Source organism: Kitasatospora sp. NPDC085895 (assembly GCF_040702125.1).
GTDB classification, from domain to species: domain Bacteria; phylum Actinomycetota; class Actinomycetes; order Streptomycetales; family Streptomycetaceae; genus Kitasatospora; species Kitasatospora arboriphila.
Map to the genome: position 1 here is coordinate 122,886 of NZ_JBFBJY010000013.1, position 21,699 is coordinate 144,584.

General features: G+C 74.9%; 16 protein-coding genes. 5 read left to right on the top strand and 11 right to left on the bottom strand.

Annotated features, from left to right (window positions below; all coding sequences use genetic code 11):
• The first annotated feature begins 161 nt into the window (after positions 1-161).
• Entirely contained in the window at positions 162-1,148 is a 987-nt protein-coding gene (locus AB0442_RS11505; protein ID WP_366162265.1) for an aldo/keto reductase, read from the top strand.
• Between the two features lie 78 nt (positions 1,149-1,226).
• On the opposite strand, the gene AB0442_RS11510 is transcribed toward AB0442_RS11505, so the two are convergent.
• On the bottom strand, positions 1,227-1,772 hold the full coding sequence (locus AB0442_RS11510) for a hypothetical protein (RefSeq protein ID WP_366162267.1): 546 nt from the start codon (positions 1,770-1,772) through the stop codon (positions 1,227-1,229).
• A gap of 271 nt (positions 1,773-2,043) precedes the next feature.
• Between AB0442_RS11510 and AB0442_RS11515 the strand changes: the two genes are divergently transcribed.
• Positions 2,044-2,796, top strand: coding sequence for a hypothetical protein (locus AB0442_RS11515; RefSeq protein WP_366162269.1), 753 nt, complete (start codon positions 2,044-2,046; stop codon positions 2,794-2,796).
• Positions 2,797-2,899: 103 nt separating this feature from the next.
• On the opposite strand, the gene AB0442_RS11520 is transcribed toward AB0442_RS11515, so the two are convergent.
• The 5 genes from AB0442_RS11520 to AB0442_RS11540 all read right to left on the bottom strand — a co-directional run bounded on the left by AB0442_RS11520 (position 2,900) and on the right by AB0442_RS11540 (position 7,865).
• Positions 2,900-4,162, bottom strand: coding sequence for a serine-threonine protein kinase (locus AB0442_RS11520; RefSeq protein WP_366162271.1), 1,263 nt, complete (start codon positions 4,160-4,162; stop codon positions 2,900-2,902).
• Positions 4,163-4,183: 21 nt separating this feature from the next.
• Entirely contained in the window at positions 4,184-5,692 is a 1,509-nt protein-coding gene (locus tag AB0442_RS11525) for a S8 family peptidase (protein WP_366162273.1), read from the bottom strand.
• Between the two features lie 225 nt (positions 5,693-5,917).
• Positions 5,918-6,262, bottom strand: coding sequence for a hypothetical protein (locus tag AB0442_RS11530; protein ID WP_366162275.1), 345 nt, complete (start codon positions 6,260-6,262; stop codon positions 5,918-5,920).
• A 361-nt stretch (positions 6,263-6,623) separates the two neighbouring features.
• Positions 6,624-7,160, bottom strand: coding sequence for a hypothetical protein (locus tag AB0442_RS11535; RefSeq protein ID WP_366162277.1), 537 nt, complete (start codon positions 7,158-7,160; stop codon positions 6,624-6,626).
• Between the two features lie 129 nt (positions 7,161-7,289).
• On the bottom strand, positions 7,290-7,865 hold the full coding sequence (locus AB0442_RS11540) for a DUF6529 family protein (protein ID WP_366162279.1): 576 nt from the start codon (positions 7,863-7,865) through the stop codon (positions 7,290-7,292).
• Positions 7,866-8,132: 267 nt separating this feature from the next.
• Between AB0442_RS11540 and AB0442_RS11545 the strand changes: the two genes are divergently transcribed.
• Positions 8,133-9,896, top strand: a complete 1,764-nt coding sequence (locus tag AB0442_RS11545; RefSeq protein WP_366162280.1) for a putative Ig domain-containing protein — start codon at positions 8,133-8,135, stop codon at positions 9,894-9,896.
• 460 nt (positions 9,897-10,356) lie between these two features.
• The gene (locus AB0442_RS11550; RefSeq protein WP_366162282.1) at positions 10,357-11,007 is read left to right on the top strand and encodes a DUF6215 domain-containing protein; all 651 of its coding nucleotides are present in this window, start codon (positions 10,357-10,359) and stop codon (positions 11,005-11,007) included.
• A gap of 232 nt (positions 11,008-11,239) precedes the next feature.
• On the opposite strand, the gene AB0442_RS11555 is transcribed toward AB0442_RS11550, so the two are convergent.
• The 5 genes from AB0442_RS11555 to AB0442_RS11575 form a co-directional block, all read right to left on the bottom strand.
• Positions 11,240-11,524: a hypothetical protein gene (locus AB0442_RS11555; RefSeq protein WP_366162284.1), complete on the bottom strand. Its 285-nt coding sequence runs from the start codon at positions 11,522-11,524 to the stop codon at positions 11,240-11,242.
• On the bottom strand, positions 11,521-14,070 hold the full coding sequence (locus tag AB0442_RS11560) for an Hsp70 family protein (RefSeq protein WP_366162285.1): 2,550 nt from the start codon (positions 14,068-14,070) through the stop codon (positions 11,521-11,523). Before AB0442_RS11560 ends, AB0442_RS11555 begins: the two co-directional genes overlap by 4 nt.
• A 27-nt stretch (positions 14,071-14,097) precedes the next feature.
• A complete protein-coding gene (grpE, locus tag AB0442_RS11565; protein WP_366162287.1) occupies positions 14,098-14,823 on the bottom strand; it encodes a nucleotide exchange factor GrpE in 726 nt (241 codons plus the stop codon).
• Positions 14,824-14,828: 5 nt separating this feature from the next.
• Positions 14,829-15,251 (bottom strand): hypothetical protein, encoded by a 423-nt coding sequence (locus AB0442_RS11570; protein WP_366162289.1) that lies wholly within the window; start codon positions 15,249-15,251, stop codon positions 14,829-14,831.
• A 152-nt stretch (positions 15,252-15,403) separates the two neighbouring features.
• Positions 15,404-19,684: a tetratricopeptide repeat protein gene (locus AB0442_RS11575; protein ID WP_366162291.1), complete on the bottom strand. Its 4,281-nt coding sequence runs from the start codon at positions 19,682-19,684 to the stop codon at positions 15,404-15,406.
• A 187-nt stretch (positions 19,685-19,871) separates the two neighbouring features.
• Here AB0442_RS11575 and AB0442_RS11580 point away from each other — a divergent pair, with 187 nt between their 5' ends.
• Positions 19,872-21,662, top strand: a complete 1,791-nt coding sequence (locus AB0442_RS11580; RefSeq protein ID WP_366162292.1) for a hypothetical protein — start codon at positions 19,872-19,874, stop codon at positions 21,660-21,662.
• The last annotated feature ends 37 nt before the right edge of the window (positions 21,663-21,699 follow it).

Sequence of the window (21,699 nt, forward strand, 5' to 3'; positions counted from 1 at the left end):
CGCATCCCGTGGCCAGGCCCGCCCGGCATGCGGCGGCCCGTTCCCGTGCGGGGGCGCGCCGTCCCGGGCCGGAGGTCTGGACCATTTGACTTCGAGTGCACTCCAGCAACCAAACTGTCGCCCGCGGGCCGCAGTCGGCGGTCCGTGGGAGGAGAACCGGCATGCAGTACCGCACGATCGGCACCGACCCGAAGACCCGCCGCGAGGTCAGTGTGCTCAGCCTCGGCGCCATGCTGATGGGAACGCTGACCGACGAGGCCACCTCGTTCGCCGTGCTGGACCGCTACGTCGAGGCCGGCGGTACGTTCATCGACACCGCCAACAACTACGCCTACTGGCTCGACGGCAGCCAGGGCGGCGCGAGCGAGGAGCTCCTCGGCCGCTGGCGCCGCAGCCGGGGCATCACCGACGAGGTGGTGATCGCCACCAAGCTCGGCGCCCGGCCGCTCGCGCCCGGCACGGGCTACGTGGAGAACGGCGAGGGACTGTCGGCCGAGATCATCAGGGAGCAGTCCGAGCGGAGCCGGCAGCGGCTCGGCGTCGAGAAGCTCGACCTGCTGTACGCGCACATCGAGGACACCCGGGTGCCGCTGGCCGAGACGGTCGAGGCCTTCGGCGTACTGGTGGACGAAGGGTCCGTGGGCCTGCTGGGCGTCAGCAACCACTGGAGCTGGCGGATCGAGCGGGCCCGCAACCTCGCGGCGGCGGCCGGGCTGCCCGGGTACGAGGTGCTCCAGTACAGCCACAGCTACTTCCGCCGTCGGGCCGACCTGCCGGGCGCGCTGAGCCCCGACGGCGACCAGGGCGCGGTTGCGGGCGACCTGCTCGCCTACGTCCGGGAGAACCCCTCGCTCGCCCTGGTGGCGTACTCGCCGCTGCTCGGCGGCGGCTACGTCCGGGCGGACAAGCCGCTCGGTGCGGCCTTCGACCACGCCGGCACCCCCGCCCGGCGGGCCGCGCTGACCGCGGTGGCGGCCGAGACCGGAGCCACCGTCAACCAGGTGGTGCTGGCCTGGCTGATCGGCGGCGAGGTCCCGGTCGTCCCGCTGGTCGGTGCCTCCTCGGTGGCCCAGCTGGACGAGAGCCTGGCCGCCGTCGACCTCACCCTGACGGCCGACCAGCGGGCCGGGCTCGACGCCGCCCACTGACCGGTGTCCCCGGCGCTCCGCGGCCGCCCGGGCCCTGACCGGGAGCCGGACCGGTCGGCCGGCGGGAGGGGGCAGGCGTCAGTCCTCACCGGTGGCGACGACCACCACCGCGTGGCCGTTGCCGATGCCGACGACCGCCGCGTCGAAGGTGGCCTCGCTGACCGGCGCCCAGTGGACGTTGCCCGTGGCACCCTCCCGGTAGGCGGCGTAGCCGTTGGCCCGCCAGTCGGCGCCGGGCCCGAGCAGGTCGACGAGGCCCCGGGCGACCGCCTCCGCGACGGGCCGCAGGCCGCCTTCGCCGGTGCGGTACACGAGGTCGCGCAGGAGCGTGGCCGCGGTCCACGGGACGATCTCCCCGGACGGGATCCCGATCTTGAGGGCCGCGTCCATCCGCGCGGGGTCGCGGGGCCCGCCGTGGCCGTGCCGGCAGTCCCGGCAGTGCACCGCGAGCAGACCGGTGGGCTCCAGCACGTCCCAGCAGAGCTGCCCGTGGCTGCGGCCGTCGTCGGGCCCGAGGTGGACGACGCGGTGCCGCGACGCCCCCAGCTCGGCGAGCCACGTCGCGAGGTCGGGATCGGGCCCGAGGTCGTACGGCTCCGGTCGAAGCCCGAAGGAGAGGTCCATGCATGCCCCTGTGGGACCGCGCGGGCGCCGCGCGGCCGATGGTGTCCGGCGGCCGCCGGTTCGGCGGCCCGCCCGGTAGGACGGCCTCCGGCGCCGCGGCGTTCCGGATCGCGGGGACTCCGTCGGTCCGCCCGTGCGGCCTGCGCCTGCCGGAGCGGCCCGCGGTTCCTTCACCCGGCCGGCGGCGCACCCTCCGCCCGATCGTGTGGCGCGTCCGCAACCCGTGGTGGCGGTGATCGCGCGGCCGGGGTCCGGACGCGATAAGGGACGCATGGCGCACACTGTCGAGAACGCGGACGTCGAGATCAAGGTCACCGTGTCCGGCGAGGCGGCCGCGGAGGCCTGCGGGACGCTGGAGCTGGACCCCGAGGACGGGAGGCACCGCACCGTCCACTTCTGGGACGGTCCGCGCCGCAGCGACGGCGGCGTCGAGTTGCCGCTGCTGGACGACGGCCTGGTGATCCGTCTGCGGAAGACCAGGAAGTCGGACAAGGATGATCTGACGGTGAAGCTCCGCCCCTGCGACCCCGACCGGCTTCCCGCCGGTTGGCGGACGCCGCAGGAACAGGAGGAGTGGGAATTCAAGATCGAGGAGGACTGGACCGGCCGCAACCGCGTCTGGGCCGCCTCGCTGAAGGTGGACGGCGACTACGGCCGGCCGACCACCGACGACGGGCAGTCCAGCCAGCCCGAACTGACCGACGAGCAACGCGACCTGCTCGACCGAGCGGGCTTCGGCGGCGACCGGCTGAAGGACCTGGTGGCGCTCGGCCCCATCGACTCCGTCCAGTGGAAGCCCTCGCTGCGGGACCTGATCCACCCGGTCACCGCCGAACTCTGGACGGTCGCCGACCAGGGGCTCGGCTTCCTCGAACTCTCCGTCCGCACCGGCCCCGCGGAGGCCTCCGCCGCGCAGGAGCTGCTCGTCCGGACGCTGCGGGACCGCGGCCTGCGCGTCTCCGACCGCCCGGAGTCCAAGACCCGCACCGCCATGACCGCCCTCGCCCGCGCGATGTCCCGCTGAGCGGTCCGCCGGTGCCCGCTCCGCCCGGGACGGGCTGCTGAAACGGTCCCGCGGTCCCGCGGGGTGGGTCGGGCTCCGGTTCCGGTGCGGGTCGGCCGGTGCGTCAGGCCGCCAGGTCCACCCCCGCGGTGGCGCCGGCGAGTGCGGCCCAGACCACCTCGGGATGCTGGATGTCGCTGTGCGCCCCGGCGAACGGCGACAGGTCCGCCTTGATGACGTCGTCGCCGCGCAGCCGGTAGAACCGCCCGGACTGCAGCGGGTACGGCTCACCGGCGGGCTTCAGGTCGAACTGCTCGGCGCCGCCCTGCTGGAACCCGTCGTGGCCCATCCCGCCCCAGCGGTAGGTCAGGTCGGAGGCGGCCTGGTCGTCCTCGTTGTTGAGCATCGACGCCGCCGGGTACCACCAGCCGACGGCCCGGTCGCCGATCGAGAAGATGGATTGCAGAGGCCCGGCGACCCGGTCGAAGTACGGGGCCAGGAAGCCGTTGCGGTCGGCGCTCACCGGGATCGGCGCGGCGAAGCTGAAGTGCGAGAAGGCGCCCTGGATCAGCAGCACGGAGGCGACCGGGCTGCCGACGCCCTCCGGCAGGCCGGGCAGGGCGAACGACACCAGCCGGGCACCGAAGCTGTGCCCCATCAGGTGCACCCGCAGGCCGTTGCCCGCGCACCGGCCGAGCAGCGGGCCGAGACCGTCCTTGCCGACCACACCGCCGCGGTTCTTCATCTCGTAGTAGCTGGCGGTGCGCAGCGCCTCCCGGGCGCCGTGCCAGAGCACCTTGAACGGGTTCGGAAAGCCCTGGGCGTCGCCCTGCTCGCTGGCCAGCCCGGCCAGCGCACTGAACACCTCGCCGGTGGGCTTCTCCAGCACCGCCTGCTGCCCCTGGTCCTCGGCGGCCAGCGGCGGGGAGGTGACCAGCCCGCCGATCAGCCGGTGGCAGTTCGTCAACTGGTCGGCGTCCTCGGGCTGCTGCTCCAGCAGCGTGGTGATCTCGGCCAGTTTGGCCTGCTCCGCCGGTGCGAAGGCGGGCGCGAGCGCGGCGGCCAGCTCGGCCGGGGAGGAGGGGGTGGACGGGGTGTCGGGGGCGTCCTCGGGGAAGAGCAGCGAGGGCCAGAACACCCCGACCGCGCCCGCCTTCCCGTGCCAGGACGGGGCGAACGAGTCGATCTGGTCGGCGAGTTCGCCGAAGGTGTACTGGTAGAGGGCGCGGGCGGCCGTCTCCGAGTTGTTCCAGCCGTGCGAGAAGACGAACAGCTCCCGTACACCGCTCCCGGGCAGTGCGGCCACCAGGCCGTCGTCGTCCAGCAGCTGCCCGTCCTTGTCGAACCGGACCTCCCAGTGCGGGAGCCCGGCGATCGGTGCAGCCATGTTCGAGTCATCTCCTCCGGTCTAGACGTCGGACATCACGCGCATCAGGTCGAGCAGGCCGTGACCCTCCAGGTAGCGGTCGCGGCCGAGCGAGGTGGCGTTCGCGCAGAACAACTCCTTGATCTCGCGCGGGCGGCCGATGAACTCCGGCCGGACGGAGAGGAAGGCGGCGACGGCACCGGAGACGTGCGGGGCCGCCATCGAGGTGCCGCTCTGCTCCGCGTAGACCGGTACGGCCGCCGGGTCGGCACCCGCCGGGAGCAGCGCCGTCACGTCGCCGCGCAGGGCGCCGGTGGCGCAGGAGGTGATCCGCTCGCCGGGGGCCAGCAGGTCCGGCTTCAGCCGGCCGTCCAGGGTCGGCCCCTTCGAGGAGTTGTAGGTGACGCCGTACTCGTGCGGACGGTCCCGGTGGGTGGAGCCGACGGTGATCGCGCCGTCGGCGTTGCCGGGATCGGTGATCGACGCCAGCACCCCGCGGGTGTCGCTGCCGTCCTCGCCCGGCACCCGGGTGCCGAAGCCGCCGTTGCCCGCGCTCACCACGACCACCACGCCGCTGGCCGCCAGCAGGTTGACCTCCCGGCAGACCGGGCTCTGGCCGCAGGCGTACTCGCCGGCGTCCCACGGACAGCCGAGGCTGAGGTTGACGCCGTGCACCACCAGCAGCCGCCCGCCGGTGTTCACCTTCTCCCGCAGGTAGTACAGCGCCTCGATCACCGCGCTGGACGAGGTGACCAGCGCATCGCCGCGCCGGGCCAGCACCTTGAGGCTGACCAGCCGGGCGAGCGGGGCGATGCCGCGCAGTGAGCGGCCCTCGGCGAGCTCGCGGGACTTCCGGACGGGTAAGCCGCCGATCATCTTCAGGTTGGTGATCAGCGGGGTGCTGTCCGGCGGCAGACCGCCCGCGATGATCCCGGCCACGTGGGTGCCGTGGCCGCCGGGGTCGGTGAGCGGCTGCTCCGGCGTCCCGTCCGGGCCGTCGGGCACCAGGGCCGTGAAGTCCCGGTGCAGCTCGGCGACCTGGCCCTGCAGGGTGCCGCCGGCGAAGTGCGGGTGGTGCTCGTCGATGCCGCTGTCCATGACCGCCCAGACGACGCCCAGACCGGAGGAGGCGTAGCAGCGGGCGACGGCGTCGGCCTTGATGGTGGAGACCGAGCGGTCGATGTGCGCGTCCATCGTGTAGTCCGGCCAGACCCGGAACACGGTCGGCCGGGCGGACCCCTGGTCGCGCTGCAGCAGCAGCTCGATCTCGTCCGGGCTGAGCAGGCAGCGCAGGTAGCTCGCGGCGACCCGGACCGGCTGCGGCCGGCCGGGGAAGACCTGCTGGTACAGGGCGAGGAAGGCCGTCCGGGTCTGCTCGGTGTCCGCGTCCCGGGTGAGGTCCACCTCGACCAGCACCGGGCTGCGGTCCTGGTCGTCGATCGGCACCACCCGGCCGCGGAGACCTGCGGCGCCCGGTTCGAGGGCCGGGCTGATCTGGCTCCGGATCGCCCCGGGCCGAGGGAGGGGCTCGCTCCCCGGCGCAGGCTTCATCCTGGGCACCTCCCGTGGTGGCGTACGACACCCCTGGCTCCACCATGCGCCTGCCCGCCCGGCCTGTCATCTGCGCTCCTCGCTCACCGTTCCCCCGGTTGCGCAGCGTGTTCCCGGCCGGTCCGCTGCTCGGTTGCGCGGCGTGCTGGTGGACGGTCGCCCCGCCCCGGACCCGGCCTCGGCGGCACGGGCGTCCCGGGTCGGGGAGGGGCGGCCGACGGGCCGTCAGGGCAGGTAGGTGCGCATGCAGCCGGGGGACGGCGACGGGGAGGCCGGGCCGCCGCTCGGAGTCTGCGGGACCGTCCCGGACCCGCCGCACGGGTCCGGGGCGACGCCGGGCCCGGTGAAGGACATCCACCGCACGTCGTAGGGCCCCTGCCCGTACCAGCCGTGGACGGACACGGTCAGCTCGGTGGTGTCCGCCCCCGTGGTCACGCGCACCGACAGCCCGTTCCAGTCGCTCTGGTCCGACCACGTGGCGACCGTCTCCGTGCCGGTGCCGGACGCGCCGACGAACACGTACGGGCCGCGCACCGAGGCGGTCAGCGTGTAGTCGGAGTTCGGCTGCACCCGGACCCGCTGGGTGCAGCCCGCGTAGCTGTCGGCGGTCGGCCGGCCCGAGACGTAGTGCTCGTGCGGGACGGTGCCGTGCGAGGTGGTCGGCTCGCAGTCCCAGATCCACGGGTACGAGTCGAAGCCCCCGTTGACGATCAGTTGGACGTCCGGCAGCGCCGCCGTCGCCGAGGGGGCCGGTCCGAGGGCGGCGCCGGCCAGTGCGAGTGCGGCGACAGCAAGGCCGGCGGGCAGGCCGTGGCTGCCGGGCTGCCGGGGCGCCGGGAGGCGCGGGGCGGGCGGATCCGGCCGGGTGGATCCGCCGGACCGCGGGGACGGTCACCGCGGATCGGCCGCGCCGCTGCGCGTGGCCGGGAGCTCAGTCGTTGTCGATCTTGTTGCCGCTGGCGTTGAGGACGTACCAGCCGGCGCCGAACGCCTTGGAGCCCTCGCCCGTCGTGTCACCGGGCTTGTGGTCGCCGGCGTAGTAGTAGAGCGGGTGGCCGTGGTAGGTGACCTCGGTGCGGTGGTCGGCCCGGGTGATGGTGCCCAGGTCGGCGGCGTTGACCCCGGTGCCCGGCTGCGGGGCGCCGGTGGTGGTCAGCGGCGGCCACGCGACGGCACAGGCGCCGTCGCAGGCGGACATCGACGGGCTGTCCTTCTCGAAGAGGTACAGCGTGCGCCCCTGACCGTCGGTCAGGATCTTCCCGAGGCCCGAGTCGTGCACCACGACCGTGGTGCCGGTGGCGCCGGACCGGCCCGAGGACTGCGGCCCCGGAGTGGGCGAGGCGGAGGCCGGCGGGTAGGCGTTGGCCGGTGCCGCGGCGGACTTCGAGCCGCCGCCGCTGCTGCCGCAGGCCGCGGCTCCCAGGGCGAGGGCGGGCAGCAGCGCCGCCGCCCAGATGAGACGTCGCATGGTCGACTCTCCTTTCGGCGGACCTCCGGCCCCGGGGTGGCGGCCGGGCGAGTCGTGCACCCTCCAGTACGTGGCGCAGGGGGCCGGCGTTCACCGGTGCACGATCGGGTTCGGGAGATCCGCCGGTGATCACAGGCCGGGGGCCCCGTAGCCGTTGAGGTACCAGAGCGCGCCCGTGTACCAGAGCAGGCCGATCGCGCAGACCAGCACGCCCCCGGCGAGCGGCAGCATCCAGCCGGGCAGCCGGCGGTTGCGCACCACGATCACCTTGGCCGCGAACGCGCCGTACAGTACGCAACCGGTGATCGAGTGCAGTGCCACCCGGGGGCTGTTCAGCTGCACCCCGTAGGTGACCAGGCAGTGCTGGGCGATCGGCAGCGAGAGCAGGAAGGCGAGCAGCCCGGCCACCCGGTGGACGGGCGGGACGGGCCGCGGTGCCGGGCGGGGCGCGCCCGGCAGCCGTCCGTACATCCACAGCGCGAGGAGCAGCTGGACCAGTGCCAGGCCGAACAGCGCGCTGCCCAGTCGGGCCTTCAGCCGGGTGGCGTCGTCGCCCTCCCGGCCGAACAGGCCGCTGGTGTAGTCGGGCGTGAGGGTGCGGCCGTACCAGTAGACGCCGAGCGCGACGGCCACCGGCACGAGCATCCACAGCAGCACCTGCCACGCCCGGTACCGCGGCAGGTCATGGGAGACGGGTGGTCGCATCGAGACTCCTCGGGACGGTCGGCCGTGCCGCCCACATCTGCCACAGGCCCAGGTTCCACATCCACCAGGCGCGCCGACCGGACGAGAAGATCCCCGTCGGCGGAGCGCGCCGCGGCGGGGGAGCACCGCTCCTTCCGGGATCCCGCAGGGCGTCGACGCGACGTGTTCCGTTCAAGCTGCGATCACCCGGACATGACACCGTGAGACCGCGCCTACGCGCGTAGCGCGCACCAGCCGTTACCTCCCTGGCACGAGGAGTGCTGACCCGTGATCAGATCCATGAACACCGCCCGCCCGCTGGCCCTCGCCGCCGCCGCGCTGGTCGTCCTCGCCGGTGCGGGCGCCGTGCCGCACCGGGCCGCAGCGGCCGAGACCGCGGCCGAGACCGCGGCCACCTCGACCCCGGCCGCCGGGACCGTGGCCGCCGGGACCGCCGCCGCGGCGAGCACCCCGAAGCGGATCCTGTTCGACAACAGCAAGGCCGAGACCGCCGGCAACGCCGACTGGATCATCTCCACCAGCCAGCCCGACCCGCTCGGCCAGAACGCCGACCCCACCACCGAGACCTCGTGGACGGGCGCCCTCTCCGCCTGGGGCATGGCCCTCCAGAAGACCGGCCGATACAGCCTGAAGACCCTCCCCGCCGGGTCCGCCATCACCTACGGCACCGGCGGCGCGCTCGACCTCGCCAACTTCGACGAGTTCGTGCTGCCCGAGCCCAACATCCGGCTCACCGACGCCGAGAAGACCGCCGTGATGACGTTCGTCCAGCACGGCGGCGGCCTGTTCCTGATCTCCGACCACACCGTCAGCGACCGCAACAACGACGGCTGGGACTCCCCGGCGATCATCAACGACCTGATGACCACCAACAGCGTCGACAGCACCGACCCGTTCGGGTTCTCCGTCGACCTGCTGAACATCGCCAACGAGAACCCGCGCGCCGTCGCCGACACCACCGACCCGGTGCTGAACGGCGCCTTCGGTACGGTCACCGGCTCCATCATCCGCAACGGCACCACCTTCACCCTCAAGCCCGCCGACAACCCGGCGGTCAAGGGCCTCGTCTACCGCAGCGGCTACAGCGGCACCACCGGCGCCTTCTTCGCGACCTCCGCCTTCGGCAGCGGCCGGGTCGCGATCTGGGGCGACAGCTCGCCCGTCGACGACGGCACCGGCCAGTCCGGCAACACCCTGTACGACGGCTGGAACGACCCCGCAGGCACCGACGCCGCCCTCGCCCTCAACGCCACCGCCTGGCTCGCCCAGGGCAGCGGCAGCAGCACCGGCACCGTCACCCTCACCAACCCGGGCGCCCGCACCGCCACCGCCGGCACCGCGACCAGCCTCCAGCTCTCCGCCACCGACACCGCCGGCGGCACCCTGAGCTACACCGCCACCGGCCTGCCCGCCGGCCTCACCCTCAACTCCGCCACCGGCCTGATCAGCGGCACGCCGACCGGCACCGGCACGTCCACCGTCACCGCCACCGCGACCGACTCCACCGGCCCGTCCTCCTCGGCGGCCTTCACCTGGACGGTCAACCCCGCGGGCGGATCCGGCTGCACGGCCGCCCAGCTGATCGCCAACCCCGGCTTCGAGACCGGCTCCACCTCGTCCTGGACCGAGACCAACAGCGGCGGCGCCTCCACCATCAACAGCAGCGCCGGCGAGCCGCCGCACTCCGGCAGCTACGACGCCTGGCTGGACGGCTACGGCACCACCAACACCGACACCCTCGCCCAGACGGTGACCCTGCCGACCGGCTGCACCGGCTACACCCTCGCCTTCTGGCTCCACATCGACAGCGCGTCCTCGACGACCACCGCCTACGACAAGCTGACGGTCACCGCCAACGGCACCACCCTGGCCACCTACTCCAACCTCAACGCCGCCGCCGGCTACCAGCAGCGGACCTTCAACCTCGCCGCCTACGCCGGCCAGGCCGTCACCCTCAAGTTCACCGGCGCCGAGGACTACACCAAGCAGACCTCCTTCGTCCTCGACGACATCACCCTCAATGTCTCCTGAACACCGGCCGGTTACCCGCCCCCAGCGGGTAACCGGCACACCCGGCCCGCACGGACCGCCCACCCGCCGAGGCGAAGTCGCCGGCTGACGACCCACGACAGCTGCGGATTGCTCTCAAGGACAGGAGACGGCCCGTCAGCGAGGTGGGGCCGGACTCGCCGGCTGGAGTCGACGCCTTCCCGCGGGACGCATCCGCCGCAGTACTCGGTCACCTCCAGGAGCGGTCTTGGTCGAGTGCTGCTTGATCTGCGCGGCAGCGCCACCCCGAGCCCCTGGGGAGATCGGTGCGGACGGACGATTCCCCGTGCACGAGCAGGGCGGGCGAGTAGGGTGACGCAGCCCGCCCGGTGATCAACGGGGCCGGGTTCGGTGCGGAGGAGGGGGAGACGCATGGAGTCCGACACCGTGGCACGTCCGGGGGCGGCCGGGCCGGAAGGTCCGGGTGGTCGGAGGCGGCCCGGTGCGGTGGGCCAGGCTTCCGCAGCGTTGGTGCTGGCCGGGGGAGTGCTCGGCGCGATGTGGGGGGGCGGGCCTGTTCTCCGGCACCCCGGCGCCTGTCGCCGCGGGCAAGCCTGCCGTGTGCAACCCGCCGAAGGCCACCGACTCGCCCGAGTACCCGGCCCTGTGCGCCGCGCTCAACCGCCGCGACCTGCCGGCGCTGCTCGGTGCGCCGACGGAGCACGTCTCGGTCGCGCAGTCCGGCGGCGGCCCGACCACCTACTGGGACGGGACGACCGAGTTCGACGCCTCCGCCCAGGTGCAGGTCGGGCCGGTGATGGTCCGCATCTCCCACAACCACGATCTGTCGGTACGGGACATCGCCGGCCTCGCGAGCCTGCGCGCCGAGCCGGCGACGGTGCTGGGCCACCCCGCGGCGCGCTACCGCAGCACCACCCTGGCCCTGGTCCTCAAGGGCGGGAAGAGCAGCACGGGCACCGGCGGCACCGCCCTGAACCTCGCGGTCGCCATCGGCCCGGACGAGGGCGCCGACACCGTCGAGTTCTCCATCTGGCGCCAGGACGACGAGCCGCCGGACGAGGGGGCGCTGCTGCGGATCGCCGAGCAGGTCCTCCCCACCGTCCAGGGCTGGCTGCCCGCCACCCATGGGTAGGGGGTTGTCTCGGCGGGCACTCGGGAGGTGCCCCACGCGCCCCCTGAGGTACCCGTGCTCCTTTTGAAGACAGGCCCTGGGGTTGTCGTCGCCCCGTCGCCCCCTTCTCCTCGCACGGCGAGGATCTTCCACCAAGGACGACCGCCGGGGCCACCCCGGGAGGGAGTCCGTTCCGCGCAGGGCCCCGCACCGTCGGTCGGTGCGGGGCCCCTGGGGTGCGCCTCGGTCGTTCTCAGCCGGTCGGCGTGCCGAGGCGGGCGGTGACCTCGGCGAGGAGGTCCAGAGCCGGGCGCAGGCCGGGCTCCTGGGCCACCGCGCGCTGCAGCAGCACCCGGGCGGCGGCGTCCTCCCCGGCACGGACGTGCTCCAGCGCCTCGTTGTAGTCGATCCGCCCCGCGTACCGCAGGCGGACCAGTGCCGCGAGGTCCTCCCGGCAGGACGGGCAGCGCAGGCTCTCCGCGTCCGCGGGCACCGCGCACTGCGGACACGGCACCTCGATGGGCGCTACGGCCGTCATCGGGGATCGACCTCCTCGGGACGGACCGGCCCGACCTGCTCCGGCATGCTGTCGTTGCCCATCTCGCGCTGCGCCTGCGCGTACAGGCCCAGCAGCGCCGAGTTGTGACGGTTCGCCGCCTCCATGTTGGCCGACTCCACGGCGGAGTCCAGCCCGCGCAGCTCCGCCAGGATCCGCTGGCCGAGCGCCGCCGACACCATGTTCTGGCTGACGTAGATGTTGCACATCGTCAGCATCCGGAAGGTGTGGCCCAACGAGTCGCACAGCTCGTCCGCGGCGGCGGCCGCCGCCATCGCACCGTCCCAGTCCGCGGCCTCGCGGCGCTGCCGCAGCTCGGCCGCGACCGCCCGCAGCCGGCCCAGGTCGCCCACGTCCAGGTGCTTCTCGCAGTACAGGATGAACAGGCTCAGGTACGCCTCGGTGCTGCGCACCCAGCGCTGCGCGTTCAGCAGGAACTGCGCCCGTTCCAGCGCCGCGTCCACCGACTCGCCACCCGTCCGGCCGCCGGCCATGTCGTCGAGGGTGTCCATCATCCGCTGCGTCTCGCGCAGTTCGGCCTCGGTCAGCTCGTTCGCCCAGCGGTCGGTGAAGCTCTCGATCTGCCGCTGCTGCTCCTCGACCTGGACCTTGCGCTCCGGGTCGAGCTGGTTGCGGCCGAACTTGACCGTCCGCTGCTCGCCGCCCTGGATCCGCACCGACAGGGTGATCGTGCGGTCGTTGTCGAGGCCGAACGACACCTCGACCGGGATCCGGCCGCCCAGCCCGGCGGGCAGCCGCAGGGTGACGTGGCCCATCAGCTCGTTCTGCTGGGCGATCGGCTGCTCGCCCTCGTACACCGCCACTTCGAGGCGCTGCTGCCCGCCGCCGGAGACGACGAACTCCCGGCTGACCGGGGCGGTCGTGGGGTAGTTGGAGCCCTTCGGCATGATCACCGCCAGGCGGCCGTCGTTGAGTTCGATGCCCAGGTCCTTCGGCGTGATGTCGAAGGGGTTGGTCACCTGCATCAGCTGGCCGCAGGACGGGCAGACCTCGGTGCCGGGCGGGTTCACCGTGCTGCAGCCGCCGCAGCGCAGGCCGATGTCCTGTGCCGCCGCGGCCGCCGCCTCGGCCGCGCCGCCCCCGGCGTCGGCGAGCGACTCCCCGCAGAGGCTGCAGGCGGTGGCCCCGGCCGCCGCCGGGGTGCCGCAGCGCGCGCAGTCGCGGGTCTGGGAGACGGCCGCCGCGACGGGTGCGGCGGCCTCGGCCTCCAGCTGCTGCCCGCACTTGGGGCAGGCGCCGGCCGCGGTGTCCACCGGCAGGTGACAGCCGGTGCAGGTCACCCGGGCGCCGCCCAGCAGCGAGGTCGAGCACTCGGCGCACGAGTCCGCGGACAGTTCGGCGGGCGTCCGGCACTCCGGGCACTCCACCTCGGCCACCAGGGCCGACTGCACGGCCGCGCCCAGCGCCACGCACTGCATCGGGTTGACGCCGCGCCGGATCCGCTTCGGTCCGAAGACCTCGCCCAACCGCCGTGCCACCAGCGGGATCGACGTCGAGCCGCCGACCAGCAGCACCTCGTCGATGTCGCCGACGGTCAGGTTGGCCTGCATGATCGCCTTGTGGGTCAGCTCGATGGTCCGCTCGATCCGGGCCTCGATCAGCTCCTCGAACCGGGGCCGCTCGAACACCGTCTCCAGGTCCAGCTGGCCCGTCCCGAGGCCCGCAAGGACGACCTCCGACGTCTGCTGGTTGGACAGTTCGATCTTGGCCACCTCGGCGGCCGAGGCGATCCGCGGCCGGTCCCGCCGGTCCGGCTGGTAGTCCGAGCCGAACTCCTCCCGGATGTCCTCCAGCAGTGCCGTCGCGATGGCGCGGTCGAAGTCGTCGCCGCCGAGCAGGTTGTCGCCCTCGATGCCGAGCACCGACACCGAGCCGGGCACCAGCAGCAGGATCGAGATGTCGAAGGTGCCGCCGCCCAGGTCGTAGACCAGGACGGTGCGCCCCTCGTCACCGGCCTCGATCGTCATCCCGTAGGCGAGGGCGGCGGCGGTCGGCTCGTTGATCACCCGCAGCACGTGCAGACCCGCCATCCGGCCGGCCTCCCGGGTCGCCGCGACCTGGCGTTCGCTGAAGTACGCGGGCACCGTGATGACGGCCCGGTGCAAGGGCTCGCCGAGACGCTGCTCGGCGTCCTCCTTCAGCCGGTGCAGGATCATCGCCGAGATCTCGATCGGCGTGTACGAGCGGCCGTCGAACCAGACGTTCACGTCACCGTCGGTGCCCGCCGTCACCTTGTAGTCGACCTCGTCGAGCGCCGCCTGCACCTGCGGGTCACGGAACTTGCGGCCCATGAACCGCTTGACCGACCGGATCACGTTCTCGCCGTCGAGGGCGAGCCGGCTCCGCGCGTTCGACCCGACCAGCAGCTCGCCCTTCCGGCCGCGGCCGACCACCGAGGGCGTGCCCTCCTGGTTCTGCATGTTGATGACGATCTCCGGCTCGCCCCGGCGCAGTTGGGCCACCACGGAGTTGGTGGTGCCCAGGTCGATACCGAGAGTGCGGTACATGTCGTTCCCCTCTTGTCCCCTGTGTGTCTAGCGCTTGCGTCGCTTGGCCCGCGAGGACCTCGACCAGTTCTTGCGGTTCCTGCCCCCGGCGGCGGCCCTGCCGGTGCCCGCGGGGGCGGCCGGAGCCTCTCGGGCCGCCGTCTGCTCGGCGCCCTCGTGGTTCGGGCCGGTCTCGGCGGTCACGGCGCTTGCGGTGCCTGCGGCGCCTGCGGTTTCCGTGGGGTCCACGGCGCCCGCGGCGGTCCCCGGCACCTCCGCGGACGTCGGCGGGGGAGCGGTGGCGACCACCACCTGCGCCCGGCGCAGCACCTCGTCGTTCCAGAAGAAGCCGGTGACCACGCTCTGGACGACCGTCTCCGGCTCCAGCCCCGTACGGGCCTCGGTGCCGACGATCTCGGACAGGCCCGGATCGGCGGCCATCCCCTCCAGCCGCATCGGGCGCACCCCCGCCTTGGCCAGCTTGCCGAGCAGTCGGCGCCGGGTCGCCTCGATGCCGGAGGTGCGGCCCAGCCGCACCAGCTCCGGGTCCAGGCTCAGCGCGGCCAGGGCGTCGTCCACGTCGACCAGCAGGCCCAGCAGGTCGCGCTGCGCGGCCCGGGCGGCGCGCGCCTCGTCGTCGCGCAGCCGCTGCAGCAGTGACGCCCGGAAGAGCAACTGGCTGAACGCCTGCGCCAGGTCGACGTCGAGGGCCCGCTGCGGCACCTCCAGCGGCTCGGCGGTCGGCACCGGGGTGCCGGATTCCTGGGTCGTCATGGCGTTCACTCCGGGATCTCGATCGGCGGCAGCACCGACAGGTCGGCGGCGAACTGCGCCGGCACGGGCGGTTCGGCGGCGGTGGAGGCGGGGGCGGGCTCCGCGAAGTCGGCGGCGAGTTCCTCGCGGCGGACGACCAGCAGCGCCGCCGGTGTCACCGGCGGCCGGTCCACGACCAGCAGCGGTTCCTCCAGTACCGGGCGGAGCAACTCGGCCACCCCGTCGACCGGTTCGGGCGGCAGCGGCTGCTGGATGTCCAGCTCCAGGCGGCGGTCGGGGTTGCGCAGCAGCGCCGCCGCGTCCTGGATCTGCTGGCGGCTGTAGCGGCCCTGCCGCATGGCCGGGCCCACCGCGAGGTTGATCTCGCGCACGCCCGCGGTGGGCGGGATGCCCAGGACCTCGTACGGCGACGGTTCGTGCAGGGGCATGGCGGCGGTCTCTTCTCCTCCGGCTGCAGACGGGCTGCAGAACGGCTTCGGCGTCGGGCGGTTTCGGCTTCGGGGTCTTCGGACGGTCGTCGGAACGTGCGCGGGGCGGCGCCCAGGGGTCGGGGCGGCGGTCCGGGGGCCGCCCGGACCCGTCAGTGCAGGCGGTCGATCCGGTACTTGAGGCTGCGCAGGCCGGAGTCGTCCGGGTCCCGCGCGACGGCCTTGCCGATCAGCTTCCGGGCCTCCGTGAACCGCCGGGCGTTGGCCTGGCGGACGGCGTGGGCACCGTAGACGACGCCCAGCTCCTTGCGGATGTTGGCCTTGGCGTCCGCCGGACCGGCCATCTGCAGGGCCTGCTCCAGCAGCGTGGCGGCATCCGTGAACCGGTCGGCCTCGAAGTCCGTCGCCGCCTCGCTGCGCCACACGTTGACGATCACCGCCCGCATCTCGGCGGAGTCGTCGTACGTCTGGGCGCGCCGCAGCATCGACGCCCGCTCGTTGAACGGACGGTCCTGGTACTTCTCCAGCACGTGGTTGGCCAGCACCACCGACACCCGGCGCGGGGCCTCGGCGGCCGCGTCGCCGTCGAAGTCCGCGTCGGCCGCCAGGGCCTCCGTCATCAGCGCGAGGGCCTCGGTGCGCCGCTCGTCGAGGGCGGCGGTGAGCGAGCGGAGCTGGAGCACGTACACCAGGCCCGTCCGGTGGTCGGGGTCGTCGCCGAGTTCGGTGAGCTCCCGCCACAGCTCGGTGGCCTCCACCAGGTCGCCGTCGGGGCCGAGGGCGGTGACCTCGGTGGCCCGGTTGAGCATGGCGGCCTCCAGGAAGTGGCGGGCCGTCGGGTCGTCCGGGGCCAGGGCCAGCGCCTTGCGCAGCAGGACCAGCGCGTGCCGGTAGTCCTTCGTCTCGTTGTTGACCTTGCGGGCCTGCTGGGCGTACGCGGCGCCGAGGTTCTCCAGGACCTCGCGGTGGCCGGGGGAGAGCGCGAGCGCCTGCTCCAGCAGTGCGGCCGCGCCGGCCTGGTCGTCGTCGTGCTCCTTGAGCAGCGCACGGGCGGCGCGCAGACCGGCGTCGGCGCCGAGCGCGGCGAGCTCCTCGCCGAGGGCGGGCCCGGGCAGGGTCACGGCCCGGGTCAGGCACTCCAGGGCCTCGCGCCACTCCTGGTGGCGGTGGTGCTCGGCGGCCTGGCTGGTGAGGGCCTCGCGCAGCAGCAGCTGCCGGGACTCGTCGGTCTCCGCGCCCTCCGCGGTCTCCAGCGCGGAGACCGCCGCGGCGTGCCGGCCCTGGAGCAGCAGGTAGCGCTGCGGACCGAGTTCGTCGAACAGGCCGAGGGCGTGCGTCAGCGGGTGGACCCCGTAGGGGCCCGGCTTGCGCCACGGCAGCACCGCGTACTCGAACGCACCCTGCCAGGCAGCGAGTTCGCTGCTGGGAGGCGAGGTCCGCAGCAGCCGTTCGAGGGAGGGGCCGACGACGAGCCGGTGGCCGGCGCCGTCGGGGCCGCCGATCAGGAGCTCGTCCTCGGTGAAGGCCTCGGCGCAGCGGACCTCCATGCCGAGCCGGACCGTCCAGGCGTCGACCTCGTCGCCGCTCCGGCCGTCGGCCTGGTCGAGCGTCCGCAGGTCGGTGCGGAGCCGGTCGGTGAGCGCGGCGCGGGCGGCGGCGACCCGCGGCGGTTCGGCGTCGCGGCCGGTGAGCCGGGCGGCGGCGTCCCACACGTCGGTCAGGTGCAGGGAGGGGACCAGGCAGCCGATGACCCAGTGCCACAGGTCGGCCCGGTCGGCCCGGTCCGGGTCCGTGGGACCGACGTGCGGCGCCTCGACGGGGCCGCGCTGCGCCGGAATGCCGGGGGCCGGCACGCCCTGCGCGGGCACGCCTTGCACGGGCACGCCCTGCGCGGGCACGCCCTGGCCGGGGACGGCGGTCGCGAGGCGGTAGCTCACCAGGCCGAGCGCGTGCAGCAGCCGCGGGTGCGACGGGTCCTTGAGCAGCAGGGCGTGGTAGCAGTCCCAGGCCTCCTGGTACCGGCCCTCGGCGGCGTGGCGGGCCGCCTCGTGCTCGGCGAGCACCCCCAGGGCCTCGGCCGCGAGGGCGTGCCCGGGGGTCAGCCGGACGGCCTCCCGCAGGTCGCCGGCGGCGTCCCCGAACCGCCCCGCCCCGACCGCGCGGGCGGCGCGCCGGACGAGCACCGTGGTGCGGGCCCGGTGCGCGGCGGCGGGGAGGGCGGCGAGGGCGGCGTCCAGGTCGTCGTCGTCGGCCTGCAGCAGGCACAGGGCCGCGCGGACCGCGGTACCGGCCGGGCTGTCGCCCAGGACGGCAGCCCATGCCGCGAGCGTCCGCTCGCCCTCCTGCGGCAGACCCGCCCGCAGGGCGCAGTCCAGCACCGCGAGCAGGGACCGCTCGGCGCAGCGGCCGCAGCGCGGCGAGCCGTCGCCCTCCGGGCGGTACAGGTGCGTGGCACAGCCCTCCCGGCCGCAGCCGCCGCAGGCGTCCTCGGCGGTCCGGTCGCAGGCGGCGTCGTCGGCGGCCGCGCGGCATCTCCCGAGGGCCGCGGCCGGGGCCGGGCCGGCGGGGTTCGCCAGGTGGCCGCGGTACCAGTCGAGGGCACCGGTCCAGTTGCCGGCCCGTTCGGCGAGCAGGGCCCGCAGCTGGGCGAGGGCCGGGTCGCCCGCCGGGTCGGGCTCGACCGGTGCGAGCAGGGCGACCGTGCGGACCGCGCGGCCCGTCAGCAGGCCCCCCGCGGCCCGGTGGTAGAGGTCCCGCGGGCCGTCCGCGTCGGCGGGCAGCGCGTCCGGGCCGGTCGCGGAGCCCTGGGCGAGGGCCAGTGCGGCCCGCAGTCTGCCCTCCCGGACGGAGCCGGCCGGGCCGCCCTTGCCGGGGGCGGGGGAGCCGGCCAGGGCCAGGGCGTTGGCGGCGTCGTCCAGCGCCTGCGGGTCGTCGCGGCGGGTGAGCAGCAGGTGGGCGGCCTCGCGGAGGGCGGCCTCGCGCAGCGAGCGGCGCAGCTCCGGCTCGTCCGGGGTGTCGAGGACGGCCTGCTGCCACAGGGCGCGGGCCGCGCCGGGGTCGGCGTCCAGCAGGCGGCGGGCGAGCAGGTCGCGCTGAGTGGAGAGCAGGGACAGCAGCGTCGGCAGGGCGGGCAGGCCGGGGTCGCGCAGCGGCTCCCAGCGCTCCACGGCGCCGTCGGGGTCGCCGCTGCGGGCCAGGGCGAGACCGTGGTGGAAGGCGGCGGCCGGGCTCCACGGGTGGCCGGCCTCGGCCTCGGCACGGAGCAGCGGCGCGGCGTCCCCGGTGCGGCCGGCGGCGAGCAGGGCGGCGCCGAGCCGGACCTTCGCGGGCTGCCAGTGCGGGTACGCCTCCAGGGCCGTCCGGTAGTCGGCGGCGGCCTCGGCGGGGCGGCCGGCCCGTTCGTGGAGCAGGGCGAGGCCGAGCCGGGACGGGGTGTGGCCGGGCTGCGCGGCCTGGGCCGCGGTGAAGTGGCCGTGCGCCTCGTCGTCCCGGTCGAGCAGCAGGGCGAGCCGCCCCAGCGCGTAGTGGGGGCGGGGATCGGCGGGGGCGGCCGCGGCGGCGTCCGCGAGGTCGGTGCCGGCGCCGGGGTGGTCGCCGAGGAACTGCCGGGCGAGGCCGCGGAAGAGCAGCGCCTCGGCGCGCAGGGAGGCCCCGCGGGCCCACGGCGAGGGCTCGCCGGTGCCGCGCTGGACGGCGCGGCCGAAGGCCTCGACGGCCTCGTCGTTGCGCCCGGCGGCGTGCAGGTGGGCGCCGTGGCGGAACCAGAGTTCGCCGCTGCCGCCGGGTGCGGCGGCGAGCAGGACGGCCTCGGCCTCGCCCGGCCGCCCGGCGTCGCGCAGGAACGCCGACCTGGCCAGGACCGGCCAGTCCCGTCCGGGGAGTGCCTTCAGGGCGGCGGCGGTGGCGCCGTCGCGGTCGGCGGCGGAGGCGTCCCGGCAGCGGCGCTGCAGCCAGTCGAGGACGCGCGCGGCGGACTCCGCCTCCTCGCCGGGCTCCGGGCCGCGGTCGACGGCGCGCAGGAAGGCGAGGACGGGAGCGAGGTCCGGCCGCCCGGCCGCGGTCTCCGCCTCCGCGAGCCCGCGCAGGGCCCAGCGGGGGATCTGCGTGTCCGGTACGGCGACCAGCGGGAAGGCCTCGTGGCACAGGCCGAGGGCGGCCGCCCGGTCGCCGAGCGCGTCGGTGGACAGGGCCAGGCCGACCAGGGCGGTGCCGCGCAGCGGCCGCAGGTGCGGCGGCGCCAGGGCGAGCCGCTCGGCGAGCCGGGCGTACCGGCGCCGCGCCTGCTCCGATTTCCCGGCGGCGAGCCGGGCGGCCGCCGCGGCGAGCGCCTTGGTCGCCGAGGCGGTGTCGAGGGCACGTCGGCGGCGGACGAGGACGAAGCCTCCCACGCCGGCGAGCGCCACCGCGATCAGCAGCAGCACGAACAGCGCCATGCAGTCTCCCCCTGCGGTCCGATGGGTCGGTTCCATGAACAACTGAGCATGGAATCGGTCACCTTGACGTACTGTCAACCGGTGTTCGGGCGAGATCAGAATAGGCCGCCACCGGGGCATCCGGGCAGGAAAAAGCACTATCGTGGGGGTCGGGAGGCCAGGACCGACCGGTCAGGCGGGGGGCGGAGTGTCTGAGTCACGCTGGGTGCCGGGGCTGCGGTTCGGGCCGGAGTTCGATCCCGAGCAGTACGAACTGCTCGAGTTCCACCACCGCGGCGGAGAGGCCGAGGTGTGGCGCGCGGTGCGCACCGGCCGCAGCGGGCTCAAGGAGCTCGTCGCCGCCAAGATCATGCTGGAGCGCGACCCGTCCGAGGTACGGCGCTGGCTCGGCCGCTGGGACGACGTCTCGCACAACGCCCACCGCCTCGCCGTCACCGACCTGGTGGTGCCCAGCTTCCTGCTCGGCCCCTCGCCGCACCGGCCGGGCAGCCCGCCCGGTGACGGGGTGATGGGCTACCAGATCTCCCCCTGGGTCGAGGGCGTGCCGCTGCACCGGTGGGCACGGGCCAACCGGGACGGCCTGCCCGCCGTGGCCGAGGTGCTCGTCCGGCTCTGCCGGATCGTCGACGAACTCCACCGCAAGCGCTGGGTGCACCGCGACATCTCACCCGCCAACGTCCTCGTGGAGCCGGAGGGCCGGGTCAAGCTGATCGACCTGACCTTCCTCGCCCCGCTGGACCGCACGCTCACGGTCGCGGTCTTCACCCCCGGGCACGTCCCGCCGGAGGCCGAGCAGGTCGGCGGGTTCCCGGCCACCGCCAAGGACCTGTTCGCGGTGGGCACGCTCGCCCGCAGCCTGCTGCTGCCCGAGCACGGCCGGCTCGACCAGCGGACGGCCGCCCAGCAGGCCCGCCGCGAACTCCTGGCGGCCGGCTTCAGCGCCGAGCTCGCCGACTGGGTCGCCGAACCGCTGCACCACGACCCGGACCGCCGCCCCGCCCCGCTCGGCCCCTGGGCCGCCCGCGGACGCGAACTGCTGCGCGCACACCGGCCGCTGCCGCGCACCTCCTGCCTGGCCGTGCTGCCCGACACCGCGGGCCGGCCGCTGGTGGTCTCCGGCGGATCGGACGGCGTCGGCTACACCGGCCCCGGCCTCTCCCCGCCGGAGCTCCCGGCAACCCGCACCAACCAGGGCCCGCCGACGCTCCGGGAGATCGTGGCCGGACGGTCCGGCCGGGCGGCGGAACTCGCCGTCTTCGCCGAGGACGGTGCGGGGGCGCTCTGGGTGGGAAACCGCTCCGGCTGGTGGGAGGTGGCGCGCGGCGTCGCCGGCGCGGCGGGCGCGGTCAACTCCGCCGGCGAGCTGGTCGTCTGGACGGCCCGCGCCGGCGTCCTGCAGTCCTTCCGCTGGTCGCCCGGGGTCACCGTCACCGGGCAGGAGGTGCCCGGCTGCCCGGCCGACCGGGTCCTCGCGGCCACCGAGGAGCGCGTCGGAACGTGGTCCGTCCTGGTCGAGCACCAGGACCGGGTGCTGTGCTGGCAGGTGGGCTCCGGCACCCGGGCCGAGCGGATCTCCGCACCGGCCCGGGCCCGCGGCGCCGCACTGGCCAGGTCCTCCGCCGGGCCGCAGGCCGTGATCCTCGGCCCCGACGGCACGGCCCGGCTGTACCCGCTCGGCGGCGGCGCTCCGGTCGAGATCGGCGAGTCCGAACCCGCCCTCGGCGTGGCGATGGCCGGCCACCGCGGCGGCCCGACGATCGCGCTCGCCGGCACCGGCGGCGTCCGGCTGCGCCTGCCCGCCTCCGGCGGGGCACGACGGCCCCGCTGGTGGCGGCCCACCCTGCGACCCGCCACCCGGGTCGCCCTGACCGTCGGCGACGACTGGCGGCTGTGCCTGGCCGCGGTCGTGGAGGACGAACTCCAGTGCTGGCAGGAGGACGCCGCCTACCGCTGGCAACCCGTCCGACTGGACGCCTGACGCACCGGTGCGGATGGGCACCTCAGGGGCCCCGCGC

What these genes read in the sequence shown, in the direction of transcription:
- AB0442_RS11505 (WP_366162265.1), top strand. Translation starts at nt 162, where the DNA reads ATGCAGTACCGCACGATCGGCACCGACCCGAAGACCCGCCGCGAGGTC.
- AB0442_RS11510 (WP_366162267.1), bottom strand. Translation starts at nt 1,772, where the DNA reads ATGGACCTCTCCTTCGGGCTTCGACCGGAGCCGTACGACCTCGGGCCC.
- AB0442_RS11515 (WP_366162269.1), top strand. Translation starts at nt 2,044, where the DNA reads ATGGCGCACACTGTCGAGAACGCGGACGTCGAGATCAAGGTCACCGTG.
- AB0442_RS11520 (WP_366162271.1), bottom strand. Translation starts at nt 4,162, where the DNA reads ATGGCTGCACCGATCGCCGGGCTCCCGCACTGGGAGGTCCGGTTCGAC.
- AB0442_RS11525 (WP_366162273.1), bottom strand. Translation starts at nt 5,692, where the DNA reads ATGAAGCCTGCGCCGGGGAGCGAGCCCCTCCCTCGGCCCGGGGCGATC.
- AB0442_RS11535 (WP_366162277.1), bottom strand. Translation starts at nt 7,160, where the DNA reads ATGCGACGTCTCATCTGGGCGGCGGCGCTGCTGCCCGCCCTCGCCCTG.
- AB0442_RS11540 (WP_366162279.1), bottom strand. Translation starts at nt 7,865, where the DNA reads ATGCGACCACCCGTCTCCCATGACCTGCCGCGGTACCGGGCGTGGCAG.
- AB0442_RS11555 (WP_366162284.1), bottom strand. Translation starts at nt 11,524, where the DNA reads ATGACGGCCGTAGCGCCCATCGAGGTGCCGTGTCCGCAGTGCGCGGTG.
- AB0442_RS11560 (WP_366162285.1), bottom strand. Translation starts at nt 14,070, where the DNA reads ATGTACCGCACTCTCGGTATCGACCTGGGCACCACCAACTCCGTGGTG.
- grpE (WP_366162287.1), bottom strand. Translation starts at nt 14,823, where the DNA reads ATGACGACCCAGGAATCCGGCACCCCGGTGCCGACCGCCGAGCCGCTG.
- AB0442_RS11570 (WP_366162289.1), bottom strand. Translation starts at nt 15,251, where the DNA reads ATGCCCCTGCACGAACCGTCGCCGTACGAGGTCCTGGGCATCCCGCCC.
- AB0442_RS11575 (WP_366162291.1), bottom strand. Translation starts at nt 19,684, where the DNA reads ATGGCGCTGTTCGTGCTGCTGCTGATCGCGGTGGCGCTCGCCGGCGTG.